The sequence below is a fragment of the Bremerella sp. P1 genome (assembly GCF_028748185.1).
GTDB lineage: Bacteria > Planctomycetota > Planctomycetia > Pirellulales > Pirellulaceae > Bremerella.
Map to the genome: position 1 here is coordinate 6795975 of NZ_CP118164.1, position 23015 is coordinate 6818989.

Here is a 23015-nt window from a genome sequence, read left to right on the forward strand (position 1 = left end):
GCCAAATCAGAAGCAAATGAATAACAAATCCAGTCCCCTCGCCCCTTAGGGGAGAGGGTTAGAGTGAGGGGGCGAACCGGGCACCAGCGTCGAAGTCTCGAGAGAGGACCAACCACAGATTTCACCGATGGTCACGAATAAAAGCAGGGCCCGCGCCAGCGCGGGTCGCGAAGTGGGTACCAGGGTTCCGACCCGAGCTGGCGCGGGCCCTACAAAAAAATCTCGCGCGCACTATCTCGCTGAAGCACTTCGCTGATAGATTGCACGTACACCCAACGAAGCAATCTTGCTTCTTGGGCGTGCGAACTTGTAACCAATCATCAACACACAACAAACGTCATGTCCCATCACCTCGTCGCACAACTTGAAACACACGGAGCAGGCTCAACCAAGCACGCTCCGCAGGTTGCCGTGCGCGATGGGAACCGGCTCCTGTGCCCCTGCTGCGGCGAAGTGTTGATGCATCTTGCGGTCGAGGAACCACGTGAAGAACACTCGCCGACGCCGGAACCGGCTTACCCTAAGCCGCCCGGCATGAGACCTTCCCCCTGGGAAGCGATCGCACGTCGGCAAGACGCACTTAAAGAGGCAGCATGGGAGGCGTTTCAGCAGGCCGAGAAAGCCAAGCAGGAAGCACGTCATGCCGAGTATTTGGCGTCAGACGACCCCGGCTTCTGTGCCGACTACCTGACGGTGCCGATCGATCCGGACGTCGCAGGCTACGACTTCCCCGAGGAAGATCCACCGCAGTTGCCCAGTCCTAAGAGGATGAAATCAACTCGCGACGAAGACTCACCAACACGCCGCAAGCGGCCAAAGCGTTGGAAGGATCTTCCCCTCGAACAGCCGTACACGTACCAAGAGAAACGCTACCTGGCGTGGTCCTTCTATCGGCTGAAGCTGCAAGACCTGGAACTGCAGGAGAAGATCCACACGAAGCAGGCCAAGATTGATCGCTTGCGTCGTGAGTTGGGTGGTATCCACGAAGTGGCTTGCTACGAAGAGCACTTACCCAGCGAAGACGTGCCGAAGGTTTGCCCTCATGTCGAGGTCGTGGAGTTCGATCTGCTGTACTGGATTGACCAGGTAAGCACCGCACCACACGCCCAAGCAGACTTGGGCATGGCACCAGGAACGAAAGGACGCGGGCCACCACGCTAACGGTACTACGGCGTGATGTTGAGCGCCGCGCGGTAATCGGCCATCGCTTTGAAGAAGTCGGCTTTGGCTGAGATGTCGATCAGGCGGGCATCGGTGGTGGCTTGCTCGTAGATGTTGAGTTCCACCAGATCGATATCCCCTTCGTTGAACTGGATGCGAGCCAGGTTCAACGCCTCGTCGGCCAGGCGAACGTTTTGTTCGGCTCGGCGAATTCGCTGATGCGCGTTCAGCAAAGCCGACACGGCGTCTTGCACGGCGGCAACCGTCTTGTCCTGCGTGAACTGACGCTTAACCGACAACTGCTGGAGCTTGGCCTGGGTGGAGGTAACCTTACCGTAGGCCTCTCGTCGCTGCAAAGGCACTTCGCCGAAGAGCCCCAGCTCCAGCTCGAACGGAGTCTTGTCTCCCTTGGAGCTGGTCGGCTCGCCGACGTCCTTCGAGGCGTACAACTGCGCGTCAAGCTTGGGCAACAGTGAGTTTTCCGCTTGCTGCAGATCGATTCGCGTTTGACGGATCTTCCAGTCCATTTCGGCCAACAGGGGCGAAGCGGCGATCGCGGCGTCGGTGGCGTCGGCCAGGTCGGCTTCGGTTGGCAACACCTGGTCCGGAAAGCTGCCCGGCAGTAGCGAATCGTGCGGAAGCAGAGGTTCGCCAGAAGGATCGCGGAAGAAGAGCGACAATTTGATCGCCGCACTTTGCAGCTTTCGTTCTGCCTCGATCAGTTTCGTTTCACGCGATGCGATGAGCTGTTCGTTGTTGATGCGGGTAATCGACTTGAGGTCGCCTAGCTCGATTCGTCGTTGAATGTTTTGCACGCGTTCTTGGGCGAGCGAAAGGAGTCCTTGCTGGGCAGTGCGAGCCTGACCGGCGGCGACCCAGTCCCAGTAGTATATGGTGGCGACGCGCGAGAAGTCGATCAGCTGAGCACGGATCTCCGGCTCGACCCGTTGTCGTTCGAGCTGAGCTTTGAACAGTTCGGCCCGGCGTTTGTCGATGTTGCGATCCTTCAGCAGGGGAACGCCGACGCCGGCAGCGAATTCGCCACCTCCGTTGGTCTGTCGTTCGCCATACCATGGCGCAAAATTGCCTTCCCCCAGGCGGTAACCGCCGTACAGGTAGCCGCCGTTGAACAGTGGTTTTTCCATCGATACCGCGTTGCGATATGTCTCGTAGAAACCTTCGGGGCGCGAGATCGACGAGCCTTTTAGCTTCAAGTCGAAATTACCCCAGGCCGAGATGTTCTCGCCGGTGGCCACGTTGCGTCCCAGGTACGCGCTGGTCAACAGCGGGTAGGATGCCTGAACGGCCGTGAGGACGTCTTGCACGTCGAGCGGTGCCGGTTGAATTTCTTCCAGCGGAACGGACTTGAGTTCGGGAAGTTCACCGACGGTCGGCTTGGTCTCTTCTTCCTCGAACGAGACCATTTGCAGATCGCTACCGGACTGGGCATCGCCGGCGGCAGGCACCGGCTGATCATCGTGCTGCGGCGCCCTTGCGGTGACGTGTTCCGAGTAAGCAGGAGGGCTCGGCGAAGACGTGCGGCAACCCAACAGCGCAAGGGCTGACGCAAACGCAAACAATGCAACTACCGCTGGTCTTACTTGGGAAGCTTGACCTTGGGCTTTGTGGCATCCTTGCCTTTGGGTTTGGCCTTGCGATCGGCGGCTGTGGGAGGAAATCCGTTTAACTGTCGCCATATTTCATAGCCCAAGGGAACCTGATTCAGCATCACCCAGCCGTTGGCTTGGACGCCTTGTCGTAAGTAGGTGTCGTCGGGCCAGGCATTCTCGGCGTCGGCGTCTGGTACGACCAACACCCGGAAATTGCCTAGTCCGTCATCCGTGGCATCGACACTCGCAACGGTTCCGCCGAACGTACCCACTGCAACCGAAGGCCAACCGGCAAACTGCACGGCAGGCCAACCTTCAAATTGCAGCCGAACGTGATCGGCTGTGTGAACCAATGGAACATCGTTCCCGGAAATCCACAGTTCCACGGCCCGCTGAGTTGTCTCAGGGACAATCGTGAACAGGGGATCTCCTTCCTTTAACATTTGCCCTTGCTCGAATACTTCGACCCGATACAAGGTACCATCGCGGGGGGCTCTGATTTTCAATCGCTGAAGTTCGGAAAGCTTGATGTTGACGTCGCGGCGTTCTTTGTTGGCGGTGGCTACCTGCCCCAAGGCTTCCTGCTGCATCGCTTTGGCGTAGTCGACCTTGGTTTGGGCTTCTCGCTCCTTTTGAATCCGTTCGTTCTTCTTCGCTTCCAGTTCACCCAGCGCGGCCTCGACATCAAGCTTGACCGACTCCAAGTCGGCCTGGGCGACGTCGAGATCCTTTTTGAGTTTTTCCAATTCCTTTTCCGACTGCAGGCCTTCGTCAAACAGCTTCTTCTGGCGATCCAGATTCAGCTGGGCCTGCAATCGCTTGGCTTCGTAGCCAGGCACTAGTTTTCGTTTGGCATCCCACTTCGCCTTGGCAGCTTCCACCAGTTGGTCGGCGGCGGAAACGGCTGCGTTTTTGGCTTCCGTGAAATCGATAACATTTCGTCCGTACACCTCGACTTTGGTTTGGGCCGTCTCGATCTTGGCATCGAGGTCTCGCACGGACCCTTCCAATTGGTTGACCAGGTTCGCCGCGGCCGGCTCCATTTCGAGAATCAGATCTCCCTTCTTCACGGGCGATCCTTCTCGCAGGTCGGGCATGATTTCGGACACGATTCCCTTGGTCGGAGCGGTCACCATTTGCTGCCGCTCTTGCGGAGCGTAGGCAACGACTTGTCCAGCCCCGCGAGCCGACTGCTGCCACGGCACGAAAATCATGCCCACGATGCACAGCAGAAGCATGACCAGCAGCGCGTTGGCCAACCGCCAAACCCAACGCGATGACTGAACCAGCTTCAATGCTGGCAAGCTATCATCGCGCGTCTGTACGGTGGTCGTCATGTTCGTCAAACCCATTCTGTTCATCGGAAATTGCTGCTCATAACCCTTAGAATTGATTTGTTTTACTGCGTATTTACCTTGGTATTTTGGGAAGTGCCGCCGGATCGAAGGGAGATTTGCTGTTCGCACTGTTCGGCAAGCCGCTTCCGCGACGTCGCCACTACGAGCGTCCAGCTCTTTTCCTCTTGCAAGCGAGCTAGCAGACGATCGGCCAGATCGTCGGAAAGGCCATCCAGCACACAGTCCAAAAGAAGCATCCGTGGATGCCCCACGATGGCTCGGGCCAGCATCACACGCGCGGCCTGACTACGCGAGAGCCGATGCCCGTGCGTCTGTACAACCGTGTTGAGCCCATCCGGCAGGTCTTGGAATTCGTCCAACAACTCGACCGTCGCCAAGGCATCGTGGACGTCTCGGGCGTTGATGTGTGCTCGATTGAGATGAATGTTTTCGTGAATCGTTCCGTGGAAGATCTCGATTTCGCCTGCCAGTGCGATGTGCTCGCGAAGCGAGTCAGGGCGAAGCTCGCGTATGTCGATGTCGTCGAGTTCGACGCCCCCTTTGTTGGGATGACGCAGCCCGCACAACAGACTCAGCAGCGTCGACTTGCCGGCACCGGAGTCACCGTAAATTCCATGCGAAACGCCTGCTTCGATTTCGATATTGAGGTCCGAAAAGACCGGCTTTTCGTGATTGGAAAGGGAAACACTGCGGAAGCACATTTGTGCCGGTTCCCCTTCCCGCAGATGGAACAATCGATCGTGCTGCTCGATGCTCAGGTCGAATAGTTGACCCAACTTATCGATCGAAGCCAACAGATCGTAAAAGCTTTCGAGGTGTTTTCCTAACTTGGCAAACGACGAGAGGATGGTCATCACAATGAGCTCAGCGGCAACCAATTGACCGAGCGTCATTTCACCCGACACGACGAGCCAGCCCCCCAAGCCCAAGAGGATCGTCGCGGCGACTGCCTGGAGCCCCAACACGAAGAGGATCTGCCGAAGCAGGATGCGGAAATGCGATCGACGTGCTTCCAACCAATGCACGGCCAGGTCGTCGGCTCGCTCCAGGGCGTAGGTCTGCCCGCCGTTCATCTTAAATGCGGTGGTATGCCGGGCCAACTCCTGGAGCCACTCGGCAACCGCATACTTCGCTTTCGATTCCTTGATCGCCGTTTTGATGGCCCCGCGTCCGAGTACCGAAACGGCGAGGATGATGAGCATCAACAGAACGACGTCGTAGCCCAACAGAAACGGATGATAAAACGCGATCACGGCCATACCAATGAGCGTTTGCAGGATGATCGCGACACCATCCAACAGAAGCGCCGAGGTCGACTTCTGGACGGTTACCACGTCGAAGAAGCGATTGGTCAATTCGGGACCGTGAACGTTGTCGAATTCTTCCTGTTCGACGCGCGGCAGACGGTAAGCCAGATCCTCAACCACGCGAATGAAAATACGTCGCTGAAGAACTTCCGCCACGAAGATGATCAAAGCCCGCATCGCGGCAGCGAACAAAAGGAAGGTGAACAACAGCACCGCGAGAATGATGACCGGCTGCAGATAACGACCGAATGCGACCGTGTTGACCAGCACTTCCACCGCGACCGGCGTTGCCAGGGCCAACAAACCAACGATCGCTGAGAAGATCAACAGAATCCACAGGTCTCGCTTCTCTGGCATGAAGAGCGAGATCAGTCGGTTGAAGGGCTTCGCTCCTTGCTTGCTCGAGGGGATGTTGGTCGGCCGACCGGAAGACTGACAACTGAGAGCCGGCTGTCCGACAATCCAGCGGCACTTGGAATCCTTCGCGGATAGTGCCAGCTCTTTGGCCAACGCCCCGTGTGATATCCACTGCGTGTTATCCGATTGAGGCTGGCGAACAAGGACCTTGCTTCCTCGTGCTTGAAGAATTATCCGCCAACGTATCTCGCCCGACTCGTCCTCCGAGCCGTGGGCGACCGGTGTTCCGTCTTGGACGAACTCGATAATGCGATCGATGCTGGCATCGAGGGTTCGCACCTTGAGATTGATGCTTTCACCCACTTCGACCAGGCGGCACCCCCACGTTGCTGGATCGCTACCGGGAATCGCGCGTTCGGCCTCGTGCAACAGTCGACGAGCCTGCCCACGGTCGAATGTGACCCGAGCGGCATCAGCAAACTGCGCCAGCACGTCCGCAGCCCCGCGGAGTGAAGCATCTTCCCAGTCAGTTGGCCGTCCAAGCGTCATCGTGTGCGATCTTTCAAATATGCATCTGCGCGGCAGATTCCTTAACCGTAAATTATCGTGCCTATCACGGCATGGAATAATTGATTTATTGCATCCCTGGCATAGAAAATTTCGATGGCCGCGACAATAGATCGACAGTGGCCGAGTATTCCCCGTTGCCAATGATTCAGGGGGATCAAGGACCACGATCCACTGCTACAAGATGGCATCTCTGAAGGAAAAAAGCCGGAAATTCAAGGCAAAAACATCGATTTACGGCCAGAAAATGCCCTAAGTAGGCTGGTCACTTCGTCGGCTCCTGCCTGCGGCTACCCGTAACAGCACTTTTGGGCAAGAAATGATGGGACCGAAATTCCATGGTTTTGGGCGACATTTCCTCGGTCTTCGTCCTCGGAATCGGTCGATTTGTGGCGGATTCATCACCCACAAAAGTTCGTTGGTCTTCCAGTCGCTTGTTGAGATCCCACAGGTGAGCTGTTCCCAGTGCGTTGCCCGTCACCAGGTTGCCGTCAGGCAAGAAGGCCAGGTCCGAGACGGCACCCACATCCGCATCGAGCACCAATAGCGGACGCCCCGTGGGAATCTCCCAAACCCTCGCAGTTCCGTCCCACGAAGCCGAGGCCAATCGCTTTCCATCCGGTGAAAAGCTCAAACGCAACATCCCCTTTGTATGCCCATACATGGTTTGACCGATGGGCTTGTCATTCGCGAGATCCCAAAGCTTTATCGCACCGTCCATTCCCCCGGACGCCGCCAGGATCGAACCATCCGGCGACACCGCGACCGTGTAGACCCGACCGAGATAGTTATTCATGGCCTCCGAGATGATTTCTTCCTGTGGAACAAGCTGGTTCTCATCCAATCTCCATGCCGAAACACCTCCGCCAAAAATCAATCCATCCGGTGTCACCGCGATCGGTCGCTGCTGGGCCTTAAGCGCCGGAATCGAAGCAAGTCTCTCACGGGATTTTACGTCGAAGGAGATCAACTGACTGCTCAATGCAAACAACCGATCCCCGGTCGCGTTGAACGACAATCCATTCATCGGTCCTTCGCCACGAAGCGGGATTTGATGGCCGTCTGCCAAGTCGACCAGATAAAGACGGGACATGCTGCAGCCAATGGCCAGGTAAGCCCCGTCCGGGGAGAAACTGAGAGAGTTCGCACTCATACCACAGGACATTTCCTCCAGTGGCTGACCGGTTGCCTGGTCCCAGAAGCGGACCATCAAATCGCCTCCCGCTGTGGCAAGCAGGCTACCGTCGGGAGACACTGCCACGGCGCCAATCGCGTTGGTATGCCCGTGCAACGCAATTGGCTTTCCATCTTGCTCCAAGTCGTACACGTCAATCCGACTGGCACCACTCATCGACGCCATGAACTGCCCGTCAGGCGAGCACGCCAACGTACGTGGCTGCGGAAACAAGAAGGAGTTCTCTTGGGCGATACCTGCCTCCAAGATCGGGCGAAACGCTTTGAGCGTGTCGGTATCCGCGACCAGAATTGCGAACTCGTTGGGAGACAACGCCAAAAGGTCCTCTGGCGTTGCCGCTGCGATATCGACGTAACCGGCCAGGTCTCCCCAAGTAAGCGACTTCATGGCGGCAGTCTTCAGGTTCGTCATCGCGTGCACGACAAACTGGCTCGTGTCAAAGATGCAGACATTGCCCCGGTAAACTCCCAAGATCAAATACCGATCATCGGGCGTAAAGAAAGCCCATGATATCCCCATCTCTTTGCCAGCATTTGTGAAACCAATTCCTCTGGGGGACAAACGCAGAGGACTGAGCGAATCGATTCGCCAAAGGTGCTTACCGGAAAAGATCCAGCGACCACTTGGCGAAACGCAAAGTGCACGCCCACCTCCTTTCAAACGCATTCGTTCCCGTGACGTATTCGGATGCCATAACTTCAGTTCATCGTTGCAAGTGGAAGCAAGTAGATCCGTCCCGGGAACACGGGCCAGTTCGCAAACCTCCCGCTGATGCGCGGCGATCACGTTCTGGATTTCACCTGTCCTGGCATCGAAGAAACGAATCGCGCCGTCGCGATCACCAGCAATGACTTGACGACTATCCGCCGAATAGACAAGCGCTTCGCCGCCAAAAGCCTGGCGAAAGAGGCGACTGCCGTACACGGCATCAGGATGCCGGATGCGTGGGGCAGTGATCGGGGGCTCTTGCTTGAGCGGCTCGGGAACCGCTTTCAAGTGTTTCGCCCAACCCTTATTCCAAGGAGCAAGCGATTCGACCACGGTCTTTCCCGAGCTTTTCAACTCCGGATCGGCACCGTATCTCAGTAGCAGTTCGACGGACGATACGTTGCCGCGGAAAATGGCCGCCGATAGCGGCGTACGCCCGAACTGGTCTCTTCCGTTGGGATCAGCACCTGCTTTGAGCAAAAACTCAAGATTACCTCCCCGGTTATCCAGCACCAAGAAAAGGATTGGTTCTCCTTCGGGGCTGGTCGCGTTGGGGTCCGCACCATTGGCCAGCACGGCCGCGCAGTTGCCTCGCCAGATGGCATCTTTCAGCTCCTGGTAGCCAGGTCGGCTCCAGGGCTTAAGCGTGCTGCCCCCTTGCGGCTCGGGAGCGATCTGTGTGGAAACATCGACCGAAGCCAGCTCGACCGAGTATGTTTGCAGTTCGTCCCCCGCGCAGGGAGCAATGGCCACCGCAGCCAACAGCAACGTCAGCAACCACGTTCGCCTCGGTATTCTCACTCGATTGGCACACGGCATGGGCAGTCCTCGAGGCTGAATCTTGCTTCATCTTCCTGGTCCAATCGCATGGTACCAACGAGGTTGCCTGCGTGGGAATTGTTTTGTCAATGTTGTGTTTGCGCGTCTTCAGCGGAAATCAGTGGCGCCGTTCTCGCCCGAAAAGAATTAGTAGAGCGTGCGATTTTCTGTTATAAGTAAGACTTGCCTTTTGAGACCTACCTTCCTACTTGTGCCTTTTCCCATTCCCCCTAAATCCTGTCGCTGTCTGCTGCTTTTGGCGGCATTATCGAACAGGTCCCTGTCCTGCAGTTCGTTCCGCCTCGGAACATCCCTTCCGGTTTTTGACATTGGCTCGCCGCGCGGAGGCTTTCCGTTGTTTGAATCACGTTGGCAAAGAAAACACTTTCAATCGGGCTGGATCGCCGCGATCGGCTTGGCGTTGACGCTCGGAAGCAGCTTTGGGCTCTCTGCCGAGCCCATGGCAAATACGGATGTGCTGGCCCACACCATTCAGACACGCTGTGTTAAGTGTCATGGGGCCGACCCCGAAGACCTTTCGGGCGATGTCGATCTGCGATCGTTTACGACCAAAGGCCACGAGTCCGATGCCGAGTTGCTGCGGCAGATCATTGAAGCAATCGAATTCGGCGCGATGCCGCCTGAGGACGAGGCGCCTCTGGAAGACGACCTATCGCTAAAACTTATTGGCGAGTTAAACACGCGGCTGCACAATGCCGTGGCCAAGGAAGAATCGCTGCCGCACGTTCCGATGCGGCGGATGAATCGCTTTCAGTACAACAACGCCGTGGTTGACTTGTTCGATCTGAACTGCGTCGTGTTCAGCTTGCCCGAACGCATGATGCGTGACCACAGCGGTTACTTCCAACCGCAGACCGGCCAGATGCCGAAGGTCGTTTCGGTGGGCAGCCGACCCATGGGTAAATCGCAAATGATTGAACCTCGCCTGGCTGGCGTTGTCGTCATTCCGCAAGATCTGAGGGCCGAACATGGCTTCGATAACCGGGGCGATCACCTCACGCTTTCTCCCTTGCTGATGCAAGAGTTTCTCAAGCTTGGCAAGTCGATCGTTGAGAGCCCCGATTTCACGCCCCGAAGAGTGGGCATCTGGAAAGCATTTTTCGCTCCGCCTGATGCCAACCAGAATGTCAAAGAAGAAGCACGACGCCGGCTCGAAATCTTTCTGACCCGGGCCTTCCGACGTCCGGTCGAACCTGAAGTGCTCGATCGTTACTCACAGTTCATCGCGCGGCAGCTTGACGCGGAGGTCGCGTTCCCCGAGGCGATGAAGTCTGCGGCCGCCGCGGTAATATCGTCGCCCAAATTCTTGTATCTGTACGATCAGAAGAGTGAAGGGGCGGAGTCGACCTCGCTTGACGATTTTGAACTCGCCTCACGACTATCGTTTTTCCTTTGGGGAAGTATCCCCGACCAGAAGCTCCTGAGCCTGGCAGCCGCTGGCCAACTCAGCTCGCCGGAGGTGCTCGATCAGCAGATCGAACGCATGCTGAAAGACGGCAAGATGAAACGGTTCACCGATAGCTTCCCCACCCAGTGGCTGCAACTGGAACGGATCATCTCGTCGGTCCCCGATCCTGAACGCTATCCGAACTTTTACTTCTCGCGGTATCGCGACAGCATGCATATGATGCTCGAGCCGCTGCTGATCTTCGAGACCGTGCTGATCGAGAATCAGCCGATTCGTCAATTGATCGATTCCGATTTCACCTATCGCTCGCGACTTCTCGAAGATGCCTATGGAAAACTGGCGTCTCCCGATGCCGCCAAGCGGGTAAGAGGAAACGATGTCACCGTCTTGAAGTTCGAGCGTGTACCAATCACCGATCGCCGAAACGGGGGCATGATCACCAATGCCGCGATCATGACAATGACTTCCGGTCCGCAGCGCACGCAGCCGATCACGCGCGGTGCCTGGATCGCGGCGGTGATCTTCAACAATCCCCCCAAACCGCCGCCGGCCGACGTGCCGCCGCTGGCCGAAAAGCCGCAGGAAGGTGAAGAAAACCTCACCCTGCGCGAACGCTTGGCATTGCATCGCGAGCGATCCGATTGCCGTGGCTGTCACGAACAGATCGACCCGTTGGGGTTTGCCTTGGAAAACTACAGTCCCATCGGCACGTGGCGCGAGAAGTACGACAATGGGCGCGAAGTCGATGTTTCCGGCAAGCTGTTCGGCAAGCATCAGTTCACCGACATCATCGAGTTCAAAGACGCGATCCTGGACGAAGAGCCACGCTTTGCCCGCGCCTTGGCAGGACACCTGCTTTCATTCTCCCTGGCTCGCGAGTTGGTACCGTCCGATGAAATCGCCTTGGACACCATTGTCGCCAATGCTCAGGCAGATGATTTCAAAATGCAAACCATGCTGAAGCAAGTGATCCTCAGCCGGCCTTTCCTGGCCAAACGTAGCCCAGACAAATCGAACCCAACGCAGCTATCTCAAAAGGTGAGTCCATGACGAAGTCGCTCAGTCGTCGACGTTTTCTCCACGGAGCAGGTGGATCGATGCTCGCCCTGCCTTGGCTGGCGAGCGTTGCCGGCGCCGCGGCGCCCCAAGCCGTGCGGCAGAGGATCGCGTTTTTCTACGTGCCGATCGGGGTCGTGCGACGAGGGTTCTTTCCGGGCGAACAGAACGGCAAAATTCCCGTGGGCAACATGGGCAACGTGATGAAGTCGCTCGACAAGCAAGACCCCAACTTCCGACAAGGAACGCTGGACGAGCTCACACCGACCATGAAGCCGCTGGAAGGCCTCAAAAGCAAGATCAACCTGATCACTGGCATGGACCGTACCTTCCAGCAAGGGACCGACGTTCACGCGCAGTGTGCCTCGTGTTACCTAAGTAGTGCCAAGCCGTACACCATCCAGGGCACGGCATGGCCGCTGGATCGCACACTCGATCACCTGGTCGCCGACAAAATTGGCACGAACACGCCGTTTCGTACGTTAGAGTTCAGCTGCAATAGCCATCGCGATAACAAAGAGTCGATCTACTTCGACAACATCTCGTGGTACGGCACCGGGCACCTGGCTCCTTCGATCCGCGATCCACGCAAAATGTATCGCCGGCTCTTCTCGACGCAAGATACCGATAGCCTGCGCGACGTGACCGACCTGGTGCTGGAAGATGCCAACAGCCTTCAGAAGCAGTTGGGTTATGCCGACCGCCATAAGTTTGCGGAGTACTTTGATTCAATCCGAGCCATCGAATTGCAGATGGATCGACTGGAATCAATGAAGAATGAGCTTTCCAAAGTCGATCTCGAGGAACCGCCGGAGGCCTACCTTCCGCGTGGCGAGTACATTCGCTTGATGGGTGACTTGATGGTGGCCGCGCTGCAGACCGGCCTGACCAACGTGGCGACCTTCATGGTCGGCCCCGAACGGTGGGATACGCCGTTCATGTTCGAGAGCCTGTTCGACAAACCGCGCAGCCATCACGGGATGTCGCACAATCAATCGAAGATGATTAACGACCTGTTGAAAGTCGACGAGTTCCACATGCAGCAGTACGCTTACCTGGCGGCCAAGATGGATAGCATTGTCGAAGCCGACGGCACATCGCTGCTCGACAACACGCTATTCACGTACGGCTCGGGGCTGGGCGATGGATCGACCCATCAGTACAACGACCTGCCGATTGTCGTGGCAGGCGGTGGCAGCAAAGTTCGATCGGGCCAGCATATCAACATGCCAGAGGGAACCCCGCTGGCGAATCTCTGGCTCACCCAAGCCCAGATGATGGGACTCTCGATCGACGAGTTTGCCGACAGCAGCGGCACCATCGATTCAATTCGGGCCTAATGCCAATCACATCTTTTCATCGCCTTAGCTTTCGCCCAGGCGATGAATCGTGTTGTGAATCCGCACGTTCACCGGAGCCCCTTCTTCCGACTTCAGGAAGCAGCGGATCTCCATGCCCCAGGTCGGTTCGATATCAGGCAGAGTCAACGTGACCGTTTTTCTATCGGCGGAAAGCTTCGCCGCGCTGGCCTTCCAGGCTCGCTCGTTATAGTGCTTCGATCCATAGTTCTTGCTGCGCTGCAAGTCCCATGCGGTGATGGCGTAGTTCTCGGGACTAGTCGATGTCTTGGGATCGAGCTTATCCGAGAACGTGATTTGAATGCCGTCTGTGGTGGCTTTCAATCCAACAGGCAAATAGACCGGCTGTTCGGTGCGGCGGATGCGGTAGAAGCCGCCAGGCTGATGCTGATTGCTCCCCCAGGCAAACATCCCGCACACATACAACTGGCTGTCGTCTGGATTGAAGCGGCCACGAGCAGTCCCGGTGGGGAACTGCGGCAGTGGCAGTTCGCACATGCCTCCTTGCTTCAGGCCGTCGATACTTTCAAACGGCACGACATAGACCTTGCCGTAACCATACGAAAGGTTGAGCAGGGATCCGCCCAGCGAGCCCCAGCAATCTTCCGGCACCCATAACAGCTCGGCCGGCGAACGGTCGAACTCGTTGGTAATCCAACACAGCGGTGGGTCCATCGCTTCGTCCGACTCGTCGGTCACATCGTGGTAGCCATACATGTTGCCATAGAAGCCACCTTCTTCGACCCAGTTAATGCGGTTCTTCGGGTTCCAGTGGCCTTCCTGGTCGGTCACCACGAACGAGCCGTCGGGGTTCAAGCACACGCCGTTGGCCGCTCGGAAGCCGGTGGCCAGGATATCGGTCTTTCTTCCGTCAGGCGAAACTCGCAAGAGCGTTCCATGATGCGGAACGACCGCCGTCTTGGCATGGCGAGCCGACTTCGCGTAGTAGAAGTTGCCGTCGTCGTCGACCTGCAGTCCCATGGCAAACTCGTGGAAGTGCTCGGTCACCTGGTGGTCATTGTTGAAGCACTCGTAGAAGTCGGTTTCCAGGTCGCCGTTGAGGTCTCGCAGAATGACGATCTGGTCGCGACACGTCACGTAGATCGTGCCGTCAACAATCTTCAAACCTAGCGGCTGAAACAGACCAGAAGCGATGCGGCGCCAGCGGAGTGTGCCGTCTTTGGCCATCAGACCATCGACCAACCAGACGTCGCCGTCCCAAGCACACACGGCCGCACGATCGCCACCGGGGTAGAAGTCGAAGCCGGTCAAACGCACCTGGGCATTCCACGGGTTGGCCTCAGGCAACGTCAACACGTCGGCTGCAAACGCGCCGTCACTTTCGTCTTGCACCGTTTTCGTCTCAATCACTTCCGGCCAGCGGGCAGGGCTTCCTTGGGTGGCGGCCTGAAGATCTGGAATATCGCTGCTGGTCAGCTTCACAGCACTGACGACCTGGTCGACCTTCTCCGCATCTGCCGCGGAAGTAAACCACAAGGTGAACTTCGTTGTCTCGTTACTGGCTGGCAGATCCAAGAGCAGCGACTGGCCAGCTAATCGGAATGTCGCATCGACCGGAGGATTCTTCAGCCCGGCGACCAGGTAATTGGGAGAAGCCGCCTTGGGCGTGCCACGGGTGATCTTGGCGTGGTACGGCTTTCCGGATTGATTGACCAAGTGGCCGTCGTCCGCCGCGGCAGTACTCCAGTTGGCGATCGGGAATGGCTGCTTCTTCGCATCTTCGATCGCGGCGGCGTCCAGCTTCTCGCCAAAGAACTTCACGGATTCGATCTCTCCTTGGAAGTGGCCTGGGTCGGGGAAGTTCGGGCTGGCGTAGCCGATCCTCACGACGGTGTTCTGGAGAGATTGCTTCGGTCGGAGCGGTTTCTGCTGGTCGAGCTTTCCATCGATCCATAGCGATACGGCAGCCGTTTCCTGGTCCCAGGTCATCGCGACGTCATGCCACTTTCCGTCGTCGACGTTCTTCTTCGACCGCACGACCCCCACCCAGCCGATGTCGTAGCACAGCTTACCACCTCGCACGAAGAAGACCTTGCCGTCGGCAACCCACTTGGGTCCTGGCGTGGTCTGAGCGAAGATTGTGCCGCCTTGCTTGGTGCGGATGCGGGCAGTGATGCTGAAATCGGATTTGGTCATGTCGAACGCATCACCGGAGGCGACTTCCGCAAACGTAGAACCATCGAACGTCACTTCATCGCTCACCGGTGTACTCTCCGAACCGGTATGAACCACAAAGGCCGAGCCGTCGTCACTCCACTTCTTAAGCTGAGCTGGCCCGCTACTTTCTCCTGGCAAGTCGGCGACACGCAGCACCAGTTGATGGTCGCGCGGGGCGATCTCGAATTGGCGAGCAAATACCGCCGGCGAGTTCACCAGCAGCTCAGGCATCTCCAACACTTCGGCGTCGCCAACCTGGTAACTGATGATCCGCTCGTTCCCGTGGCGGTACAGCCCGTGGTATTGCGCCCATGACCCCGGCAGCGGGCCGTAGTGACGACCGTCGCGACCAACGATACGGGGATCGTCGAACGAGCCATTCTCAGGATTGGCCCAACCAGGAGCCGTTTTGTTTTCCGCGAGAACTTCACCGACCACATGCGGATGGACGCCGTGCTTGCCGTCGAAGTGGATGCCTTGCCAGTCGATGAAGCCTTCTCCTTGCCAGGCCGCGGCCATGCGCATCGTATCGTGATCGAAGACCATCCAGCGGCTACCACGCGAGACGCCGCCAGCTCCGTCATCCAGCCGGGTAGCAATTCCCTTATAAGCGAAATTGGAACCGTCGTTTCCCACCTCGTAGGTGTTGATCAGGGACGGACCGTAGTCCATCGTGATCCAGGGGCGCATCGGCGAGGGTTCCGGCCCGCGGAAGTCGCCGGCAGGCAGGCCCTTCAGGTAGGCGTCATCGATCTTCGCGTATTGCGTGGGATTGTTCTTCTGGAAGTACGCCTCGCGAATGTAGTGAATCACGTCGTACTTCTGCTGCGGCACCATCCATCCTTGCGGCTGCATCATGCCGAAGCCATGGGTCAGCGTTTGATACATGCCGTGCGGATCGATGCGGTTCTTCAGCCTGGCACTAGCGAAGCGCGGCGAGGTCGGCAGCGAGCCGGCCTTGTCGTGCGTGCCGTGGCAGTTGGCACAGACCCGCTCGTAGATTGCCTGGCCGCGTTTGAAACTGGCGTCGTCCAGCTCGGCGATGATGCCGGCGTGATCGATTCGTTTTTCATACTCAGGAATCGGCTTCACCGCATACAGATGAGGAGCCGGCTCCAGGTTTCGTGCGGCGATCCGACCACCATCGCGAATTTCCATCAGGTATCGCACCAGATCGAGGAACTGCTGCCGACCCGAGAGCTGATTGGCCAGGCCAGACGGCATAAGCGACTGCTTACCGTTGGTTTGATCTTCGATATCGTCGACGGGGATCGTGTGTCGCAGCTGAGCGCCGGTTAACTCTTGCAGCACGACGTGCTGTGGCGTGCTTTCGACCTGGCGGCCGGTGATCACTTTACCATCGACCGTCAAAACGCTGACCGCTTCAAAGCCTTCGCGAATGGCTTTCGACGGGGCCAGGATCGCGTCGACCAGGTCGGCATCCGACGGAAGCTTCTTCCACTGGGTCAGGTCCGGCCCTAGTGGTGCCTGATCATCAATCGCGTGACACGACCGACACGCCATGTGCGGCTGATAGAAGAGGATCGCTCCCCGCTTCGCATCGCCTAGCTGCTTGGCTTCGGTTGCCAGTTGATTGGGATCGATGGCCTGGAGCTGTTCTTCGAGCGTTTGCCCTAGCACGATTTGAGCAGATAGCGCGACGACGAGTAGAGCAAGCGTCGAAAGACTTCGTTGCGACTGAATCATAGATACTTTTCGCTGGAGAAGAGAGGGAAGGGCGGGCATCGATGGGGTGTCGTTAACTCGATCGATTGGCATCATGCTCGGCGATCGGTGGCTTCACTCACCTATTCTAACAGCTGCCTACTAGGCGTTCTATGAATTTCGCGACGGCCCAGGCGTATCGCAGCGCACAGTCGGTACCTCAGCAGCGGGTCATCCGATCGTGTAGACTGGTCTCGACCTGAATTTGTTTCTTCTTTCCGTACGACCTCCTCACGCTTACGTTTTGTGGGCTGAACCAAGAGCCGATGTCGATGGACCAGCACGAATCACACCTGCGGCAAACGCTGATCGATGGCTTGAATCGCCAAAACGAAGACGCCGTCGGCCGTGTTTTTGCGATCTATTCTCAGCGTCTTGCACGACTGGCGGCCGGCAAGATCGAACCTCAGCTCGATCGACGATTCGACGGCGAGGACGTTGTGCAGTCGGTCTTCCGGACCTTCTTTCGGCGACACGAGCAAGGCAGCTTCGACATCCAGACCGATCGCCAACTCTGGAATCTGCTGGTCACCATCACCATCTTCAAGACCCGCTCGTATGCTCGACGGCACAAAGCAGACAAACGCGACGTGGCTGCGGAACAAGAACTACCTGAGCACTTCAGTTTCCTCGCTCAGGCCCCCCAGCCGGAAGATGCGATCGCGTTATGGGAAGAAGTGGATCTGGTCTTGGAGGGACTGCCACAAAAAGCAGGCCTGATCCTTGCCGCGCGGCTTGAGGGGAAAAACAAGTCCGAAATCGCCGAGAATCTTGCCATTTCCCGGCAAACGGTCCATCGAATCTGTACTTTGCTCGACGAACGCTTGCGTGAGCGATTCGACGTAATTTAAGGCAATTTAAAAAAAGTCGGATTCGATGTGACACTCGCGTCTCGGAATGCGATCCTAGTTGTGCCCAAGGACTATTCGACGATTCTATCCGTGGGTTTTCGACTTAAACGATCACAGGTAGACGCATGTCCATCCAAGATCCCCTGGCTTGCCTGTCCCGAGCCGAGCGAGACGAACTAGAACAGGTTCTGATGGCCTTTGAAGAAGGCTGGACGAGTGGTCAGTTCGCCAACTTTGCTCCCGATATCTCCAGCAACCTGTCCGATCACGCCCGGGCAGCCACCTTGGTCGAGCTGATCAAAGTCGATCTGCAACGAGGCTGGAGTTCAGGCCAAGGAAGACTGCTCGAAGCCTACCTGGCCGAAGTCGCCGAACCAGCGTCGAAAGACCTGATCACTCCGCAGCTGTTGGCCTATGAATACCAGGTCCGTGCCGAAGCAGGACACGAGCCAGATCCGCAAGAATACCAGTCACGCTATCCCGAGTTGTTCGATGCGTTTTCGGAAGAGTTGCCGAATATGACACCGTCATCGTCGACCGCCCGCAATACCAAGGGACCGGCCTCGCACGAAACGCACCCCAAGCCGAAGCAAGACTTCGAGAACTTGCCGGTCGAATTTGGACGGTATCGTGTGCTCGAAGAGTTGGGGGCCGGAGCGATGGGAAAAGTCTACCTGGCGCACGATACCAAGCTCGATCGCCAGGTTGCCCTGAAGACGCCATCATTTCGCGATCCCAATAACGCGACGTTGGTGGCCCGGTTCGAGCGCGAAGCACGCGCGGCGGCAAAGCTCCAGCATCGCAACATCTGCCAGGTGTTCGACGTCGGCGAGATCAACGGGCGGCACTTCATCTCGATGGCCTATATCGAAGGGCGCTGCCTGTCGGACTATATCAGTTCGACCAAGTCGTCCAACAAACGTTCGTCGGCCGTGCTCATCTTTCGGTTGGCCCAGGCTCTGCGGGAAGCACACGATCAAAACGTGGTGCATCGCGACTTGAAGCCCGGCAACATCATGGTTGATCAGAAGCGCGAGCCGATTGTGATGGACTTCGGCCTGGCGCTGCAAACCGATACGACCTCGCGAATGACCCATGAAGGAACACTCCTTGGTTCGCCCGCCTACATGTCCCCCGAACAGATCCAAGGTAAGCACGACCTGGTAGGTCCCACGACCGACATCTATGCGTTGGGAGTGATCTTCTATGAACTCCTTTCCGGCCAGTTGCCGTTTCAAGGAAGCTCGATCGCGGAACTCGCTTACAAGATCACTAGCACCGACGCGCCAAAGCTCTCGCAAATTCGCCCGGACGTTGCGCCAGAGTTGGAAGCGATCGTCGACAAGATGATGGAGAAAGATCCGTCGCAGCGATTTCAATCGATGGCTGACGTCGCCCAGGCCCTGCGCAGCTACCTGACAGCGCCGCGTGAATCCTCCGAAAGCGAGGAAGAAAACTCCGGGAGATTCACCATCGCCGAGCAATCGGCCGCAGGCCACGCTAGTGCTCCACGTGTCGCTCAGCAAACGCAACTTCTTCCCTCAGGCGACCAAGACGCGGTCTCCAGCTTAGAGATCAAGCCGCGCAAGACGTCCACGAAGGCCGGTGGTAATGGCCGGAAGCGAACGTGGGCGTGGCTCGCATGCGGCGGAGGTGCTTTTCTGCTGATGGTGCTTGGCATCTTCCTCATGAGGACACCTTACGGCACCGTTCGCATCGAGACCGTCGGTGAGTTAGAAGGACTGCAAGTCTTAATTGACGGGCAGACCGTTGCCATCGACGAGACCAAGAAAGCGAAAGCCACCGACCACAAGCTACAGCTGAAGATTGGCGACGCGTTTCTCGAACTCGACCCACAGAATAATCAATTCGTGCTTCCCGGCGGCGGAAAGCAAGGACTGATTTCCGTGACGGTCGGAGGCGTTCGCCTGGCCAGCGACCAGTTTACCGTCGCCCGCGATGGAGAAACTATTTTGGAGATCGAACTGCTCGCCGATCAGCCGCTAGAGGAACTTGCCAGCGTTGCCCCGGGCGACAGCTCGCACGATTCAGGCAGTGCTCCACAGATGGCGGAGGCTTCGTCCGTATCCATGCCCACGGTCTCGAATGATCCCTTCCGCAAGAAACCGAGCACGTTCCAGAAGATGACCATCAATGCACCTGGGGCGATGAATAAACTGGCCGTCGCACCCGATGGTAGACACTTTGCCGCGACCGGCAGTGATACGCCCGGTGACATCCTCATCTGGGATACCGCAACCGGAAAGCAAGTGAATCGACTTCATATCTTGGGTGGTGAAGTCTCACAGCTCGCGTACTCTGGGGATGGCAAAGTCATTTTGGTCTCAGGCGGGGCAGTCATCCATGCGGTGGATCCGAATACCGGCAAGTCTCTATCAACCATCTATCTATCGAGCAATGTTCGGTTTGCGGCCTTTCCCAACCGCAACTGGGTGGCTTGCCTTTACTACTCGAAGCCGGTGGGTAACGCTCGAAAGCAAACGGAATTTCCTCCCCGCCTGCTGAGTGTCTGGAACTGGGAGACGGAAGAGCAGTTGGCGGAGCAGGTTATTCATTCGAACGAAAATGCTGACGCTTCCTACCCCGCGGTCAGCCCCGACGGCAGGTACCTCACGTTAGGACTGCGGCACAGTCATATTCGCTTCGACGTGGAAGAGACAGAAAACGGTGTGTTTCTCACTCACCGTACGGCCATGGAAAAGACCACCCTGGTACGCAGCGAACTGGTGTTCTCAAGCAACGGCAGATTTGCGGCGACGAGCCGAAAACATGGCCAGTCGCTGTTCGCGATCCTGGACATCAACACGGGCAAGATTCTCTTCGAACTCGACAAAGAGCGTGCCAGCGACCAGGGAATGGGATGCCGCATGGCCTTTGCTCCGGATGGAAGAAGGCTTGTCGTGGCCGATATGGAAGGAGGCATCAGCGTTTGGGACGCCGAGCTCGGAACCCTCATCAAACGCATGCATTCGCATCAGTTGGGTCCCGCCAAGTATGGCCCGCCCGGCGTCGGTGTGACGCCCGACAATCTTGTGATTTCCGCTGGTGGAACCCACGACCGCCAAATCGTGATCGATGAGTTGCCGACGCTATAATTGCTGTTCGCACTGCTCAGAACACACCTTCCCAAAACCACCATCATGCACGTCGAACAAGCTCAGCCGAAAGAGGATGGGGTCGAAGAGGCCGTCATCGCGTTGCTTTCGCAGAATGCCCAGGCCAGTGGCTTTCCCTTTGAGCCTGAGCCGGTGGTGCTCAAGATCGACGAGAAGGGCGAGGTAATCGCCGGCCTGGTCGGCTACACGAACTGGGAGTGGCTTTACATCGAGATGCTGGCCGTCGACGAGAGCTACCGAGGAAAAGGTCTGGGGCGAAAGCTTGTCGAGCAGGCCGAACAGATCGCACGCCAGCGCAGCTGCCGTGGAGCGTGGGTCGATACGTTTACATTCCAGTCGCCTGCATTCTACTTGCGACTCGGCTACGAGCCGTTCGGCAAGCTAGAGGACTACCCGCAAGGTCAGCAGAGGAACTTTCTGCGGAAGCAACTGTAGCCAGTGTTAATCGATCGACACCGAGCGATGCTTGAAGTGCAGAATGGCCTGGTTGGGTGACAGGTTAAAAATGGCACGGGGATTGGCGATCCAGCGTTCACCATCGTATTCGAAGACACCAGTCGCGGCCCGTAAATTGCCAACGGCCTCGACCTCTTCCATGTCTCCTCCTTCGATGGCCTCGAAGCGGACGGTCAAAGAGACAAACGCGCGCAACAGACCGTACTCTTCGTCGCAGGCATATTGAACGTCGTCGCCAAACTCGCAATCGACCCAGCGCAAACCTCTCGGCTTGCCACTGGCGGCGGCGACCTTCAAGAATTCAGCCTCCAGCCATTCTCGGCGTAGACGGAACCGCTGCTTAGCTTGCTCCTGATTCTTGCTGCTCAGCCGGTACCGGCGACGGTCGCGGATCCACTCCGCCAATCCCCACGCACCAATCAAAACGACGAGGACCACAATCGAGATCCAAATTGCGATCCAAATCGTCCACATGGTCATCATCCTCAGCCAAAAGTCGACTCGGGCACTGCCGGGAATAGTCTTAGGGGCCGCACCCAATCGAAATAATTAAGATGCAATTTATTCTAAGGACCACCGGCCCAGAAATACAACGAATTTACCGCAACTTCGCCGATGCTGGCACGCGCTGCGGCAAGAAGCTACCATGGTCGCCAATTCACTGTCTTATCAAAACTCTTTCCTTTGCGTCATCGTATGTCGTCCGCTCCGGAGCCCTCTCAGACTGCATCGCCCGACGAAGGACCCTTATTCTTCGTCAAGATTCCCGAAGGGCAGATTTTCGGTCCGGTTCCCTCAAAAGAACTGGATCAGTGGGTGCAGGAAGGGCGCATTGATCGGCAATGCGAACTGCGAAGGACCGACTCGCAGGTTTGGGAAAAATCGGATCAAAGATACCCGATTTTGGCCCTGCCCGAGCAGGTCGGCTCTGGCTCGCCGTTTCACCAGGTGAAGCTCAACGAGACCAATGCCCCGTACCAGCTACCACACCGCGGAATCCCCAGTTTAATCTTTGCCCTGGTTGGACTTTTAGGCGTCTGCCCCATCTTCAGCATCGCAGCCTGGAGCATGGCCCACTCGGACCTGGAAGAGATCGACAAGCAGCACATGAACCCCAACGGCCGGGTGATGCTGCTATGGGCGAACTACCTGGGCATGGCCGGAGTGATTGGCTACGGGATTCTGTTTTTGGGCTTCTTGCTGGTGGCAATGCTGCGGATGTTGCTGTAAGAGATTTGAATCAACACATTGGGCGATTCCATGGCCAAGTCAAAGCTAAGTGCCGGTCTGTTGATGTATCGCGTCCGGCAAGGGCAGCTTCAAGTCTTCATCGCGCACCCAGGCGGTCCCTTCTTTCAAAAGAAAGACGTCGGCGTCTGGTCGATTCCTAAAGGGGAGCCGGAAGAAGGGGAAGACTTTCTCGATGCGGCGCAGCGAGAGTTTCACGAAGAAACAGGCTTCACGGCAGCAGGGCCATTCATCGAGCTGACGCCGATCAAGCAAAAGGGGGGCAAGGTTGTACATGCCTGGGCGTTTGAACGAGACGACGCCCCGGCAACCATCGTGTCCAATACATGCCTGCTGGAGTGGCCACCCAGGTCTGGCCGACAGATCGAGATTCCGGAAATCGATCGAGCCGAGTTCTTTGACTTGTCGGAGGCGAAGCAGAAAATCAACCCGGCCCAGGTCGCGTTGATCGACGAGTTGGCCGAAAAACTTAAAGGTCAGCCGACTCTCGACTGA

Annotated in this window: 14 protein-coding genes; 8 read left to right on the forward strand and 6 right to left on the reverse strand. The window is 57.3% G+C overall.

The annotated features are described in order from the left end of the window. The first annotated feature begins 339 nt into the window (after positions 1 to 339). Positions 340 to 1161 (forward strand): hypothetical protein, encoded by an 822-nt coding sequence (locus PSR63_RS27505; RefSeq protein ID WP_274329424.1) that lies wholly within the window; start codon positions 340 to 342, stop codon positions 1159 to 1161. Between the two features lie 5 nt (positions 1162 to 1166). Here PSR63_RS27505 and PSR63_RS27510 read toward each other — a convergent pair whose 3' ends face one another. From PSR63_RS27510 to PSR63_RS27525, 4 genes are all read right to left on the reverse strand, one after another. After that, complete coding sequence (locus tag PSR63_RS27510; RefSeq protein WP_274329426.1) at positions 1167 to 2627, reverse strand: TolC family protein; 1461 nt, start codon at positions 2625 to 2627, stop codon at positions 1167 to 1169. Positions 2628 to 2758: 131 nt separating this feature from the next. Continuing rightward, a complete protein-coding gene (locus PSR63_RS27515) occupies positions 2759 to 4108 on the reverse strand; it encodes an HlyD family secretion protein (protein WP_274329428.1) in 1350 nt (449 codons plus the stop codon). Between the two features lie 62 nt (positions 4109 to 4170). Beyond that, entirely contained in the window at positions 4171 to 6342 is a 2172-nt protein-coding gene (locus PSR63_RS27520; protein WP_274329430.1) for a peptidase domain-containing ABC transporter, read from the reverse strand. A 283-nt stretch (positions 6343 to 6625) separates the two neighbouring features. Beyond that, positions 6626 to 9040, reverse strand: coding sequence for an ankyrin repeat domain-containing protein (locus PSR63_RS27525; protein ID WP_274329432.1), 2415 nt, complete (start codon positions 9038 to 9040; stop codon positions 6626 to 6628). 397 nt (positions 9041 to 9437) lie between these two features. Here PSR63_RS27525 and PSR63_RS27530 point away from each other — a divergent pair, with 397 nt between their 5' ends. Further along, a complete protein-coding gene (locus PSR63_RS27530; protein WP_274329433.1) occupies positions 9438 to 11561 on the forward strand; it encodes a DUF1592 domain-containing protein in 2124 nt (707 codons plus the stop codon). Next, on the forward strand, positions 11558 to 12907 hold the full coding sequence (locus tag PSR63_RS27535) for a DUF1552 domain-containing protein (RefSeq protein ID WP_274329434.1): 1350 nt from the start codon (positions 11558 to 11560) through the stop codon (positions 12905 to 12907). Before PSR63_RS27530 ends, PSR63_RS27535 begins: the two co-directional genes overlap by 4 nt. Positions 12908 to 12931: 24 nt before the next feature. Here PSR63_RS27535 and PSR63_RS27540 read toward each other — a convergent pair whose 3' ends face one another. Next, on the reverse strand, positions 12932 to 16810 hold the full coding sequence (locus PSR63_RS27540; protein WP_274329436.1) for a DUF6797 domain-containing protein: 3879 nt from the start codon (positions 16808 to 16810) through the stop codon (positions 12932 to 12934). Between the two features lie 290 nt (positions 16811 to 17100). Here PSR63_RS27540 and PSR63_RS27545 point away from each other — a divergent pair, with 290 nt between their 5' ends. The 3 genes from PSR63_RS27545 (at position 17101) to PSR63_RS27555 (ending at position 21251) form a co-directional block, all read left to right on the forward strand. Then, positions 17101 to 17679 carry an RNA polymerase sigma factor gene (locus tag PSR63_RS27545; RefSeq protein ID WP_274329438.1) on the forward strand — a complete coding sequence of 193 codons (579 nt, stop codon included), beginning with the start codon at positions 17101 to 17103 and terminating at the stop codon, positions 17677 to 17679. Positions 17680 to 17804: 125 nt separating this feature from the next. After that, positions 17805 to 20795 (forward strand): WD40 repeat domain-containing serine/threonine protein kinase, encoded by a 2991-nt coding sequence (locus PSR63_RS27550; RefSeq protein WP_274329440.1) that lies wholly within the window; start codon positions 17805 to 17807, stop codon positions 20793 to 20795. A gap of 45 nt (positions 20796 to 20840) precedes the next feature. After that, a complete protein-coding gene (locus tag PSR63_RS27555) occupies positions 20841 to 21251 on the forward strand; it encodes a GNAT family N-acetyltransferase (RefSeq protein WP_274329442.1) in 411 nt (136 codons plus the stop codon). Between the two features lie 6 nt (positions 21252 to 21257). On the opposite strand, the gene PSR63_RS27560 is transcribed toward PSR63_RS27555, so the two are convergent. Beyond that, the gene (locus PSR63_RS27560) at positions 21258 to 21746 is read right to left on the reverse strand and encodes a hypothetical protein (protein WP_274329444.1); all 489 of its coding nucleotides are present in this window, start codon (positions 21744 to 21746) and stop codon (positions 21258 to 21260) included. Positions 21747 to 21968: 222 nt separating this feature from the next. On the opposite strand from PSR63_RS27560, the gene PSR63_RS27565 reads away from it, so the two are divergent. Then, positions 21969 to 22502 carry a hypothetical protein gene (locus PSR63_RS27565; protein ID WP_274329446.1) on the forward strand — a complete coding sequence of 178 codons (534 nt, stop codon included), beginning with the start codon at positions 21969 to 21971 and terminating at the stop codon, positions 22500 to 22502. A gap of 30 nt (positions 22503 to 22532) precedes the next feature. Then, the gene (locus tag PSR63_RS27570; protein ID WP_274329448.1) at positions 22533 to 23015 is read left to right on the forward strand and encodes an NUDIX domain-containing protein; all 483 of its coding nucleotides are present in this window, start codon (positions 22533 to 22535) and stop codon (positions 23013 to 23015) included.

Bases quoted from the DNA above. Each gene is read 5' to 3' on its own strand.
- PSR63_RS27555 (WP_274329442.1), top strand. From the start codon at position 20,841: ATGCACGTCGAACAAGCTCAGCCGAAAGAGGATGGGGTCGAAGAGGCC.
- PSR63_RS27535 (WP_274329434.1), top strand. From the start codon at position 11,558: ATGACGAAGTCGCTCAGTCGTCGACGTTTTCTCCACGGAGCAGGTGGA.
- PSR63_RS27540 (WP_274329436.1), bottom strand. From the start codon at position 16,810: ATGATTCAGTCGCAACGAAGTCTTTCGACGCTTGCTCTACTCGTCGTC.
- PSR63_RS27570 (WP_274329448.1), top strand. From the start codon at position 22,533: ATGGCCAAGTCAAAGCTAAGTGCCGGTCTGTTGATGTATCGCGTCCGG.
- PSR63_RS27515 (WP_274329428.1), bottom strand. From the start codon at position 4,108: ATGACGACCACCGTACAGACGCGCGATGATAGCTTGCCAGCATTGAAG.
- PSR63_RS27565 (WP_274329446.1), top strand. From the start codon at position 21,969: ATGTCGTCCGCTCCGGAGCCCTCTCAGACTGCATCGCCCGACGAAGGA.
- PSR63_RS27545 (WP_274329438.1), top strand. From the start codon at position 17,101: ATGGACCAGCACGAATCACACCTGCGGCAAACGCTGATCGATGGCTTG.
- PSR63_RS27550 (WP_274329440.1), top strand. From the start codon at position 17,805: ATGTCCATCCAAGATCCCCTGGCTTGCCTGTCCCGAGCCGAGCGAGAC.
- PSR63_RS27505 (WP_274329424.1), top strand. From the start codon at position 340: ATGTCCCATCACCTCGTCGCACAACTTGAAACACACGGAGCAGGCTCA.
- PSR63_RS27520 (WP_274329430.1), bottom strand. From the start codon at position 6,342: ATGACGCTTGGACGGCCAACTGACTGGGAAGATGCTTCACTCCGCGGG.
- PSR63_RS27560 (WP_274329444.1), bottom strand. From the start codon at position 21,746: ATGTGGACGATTTGGATCGCAATTTGGATCTCGATTGTGGTCCTCGTC.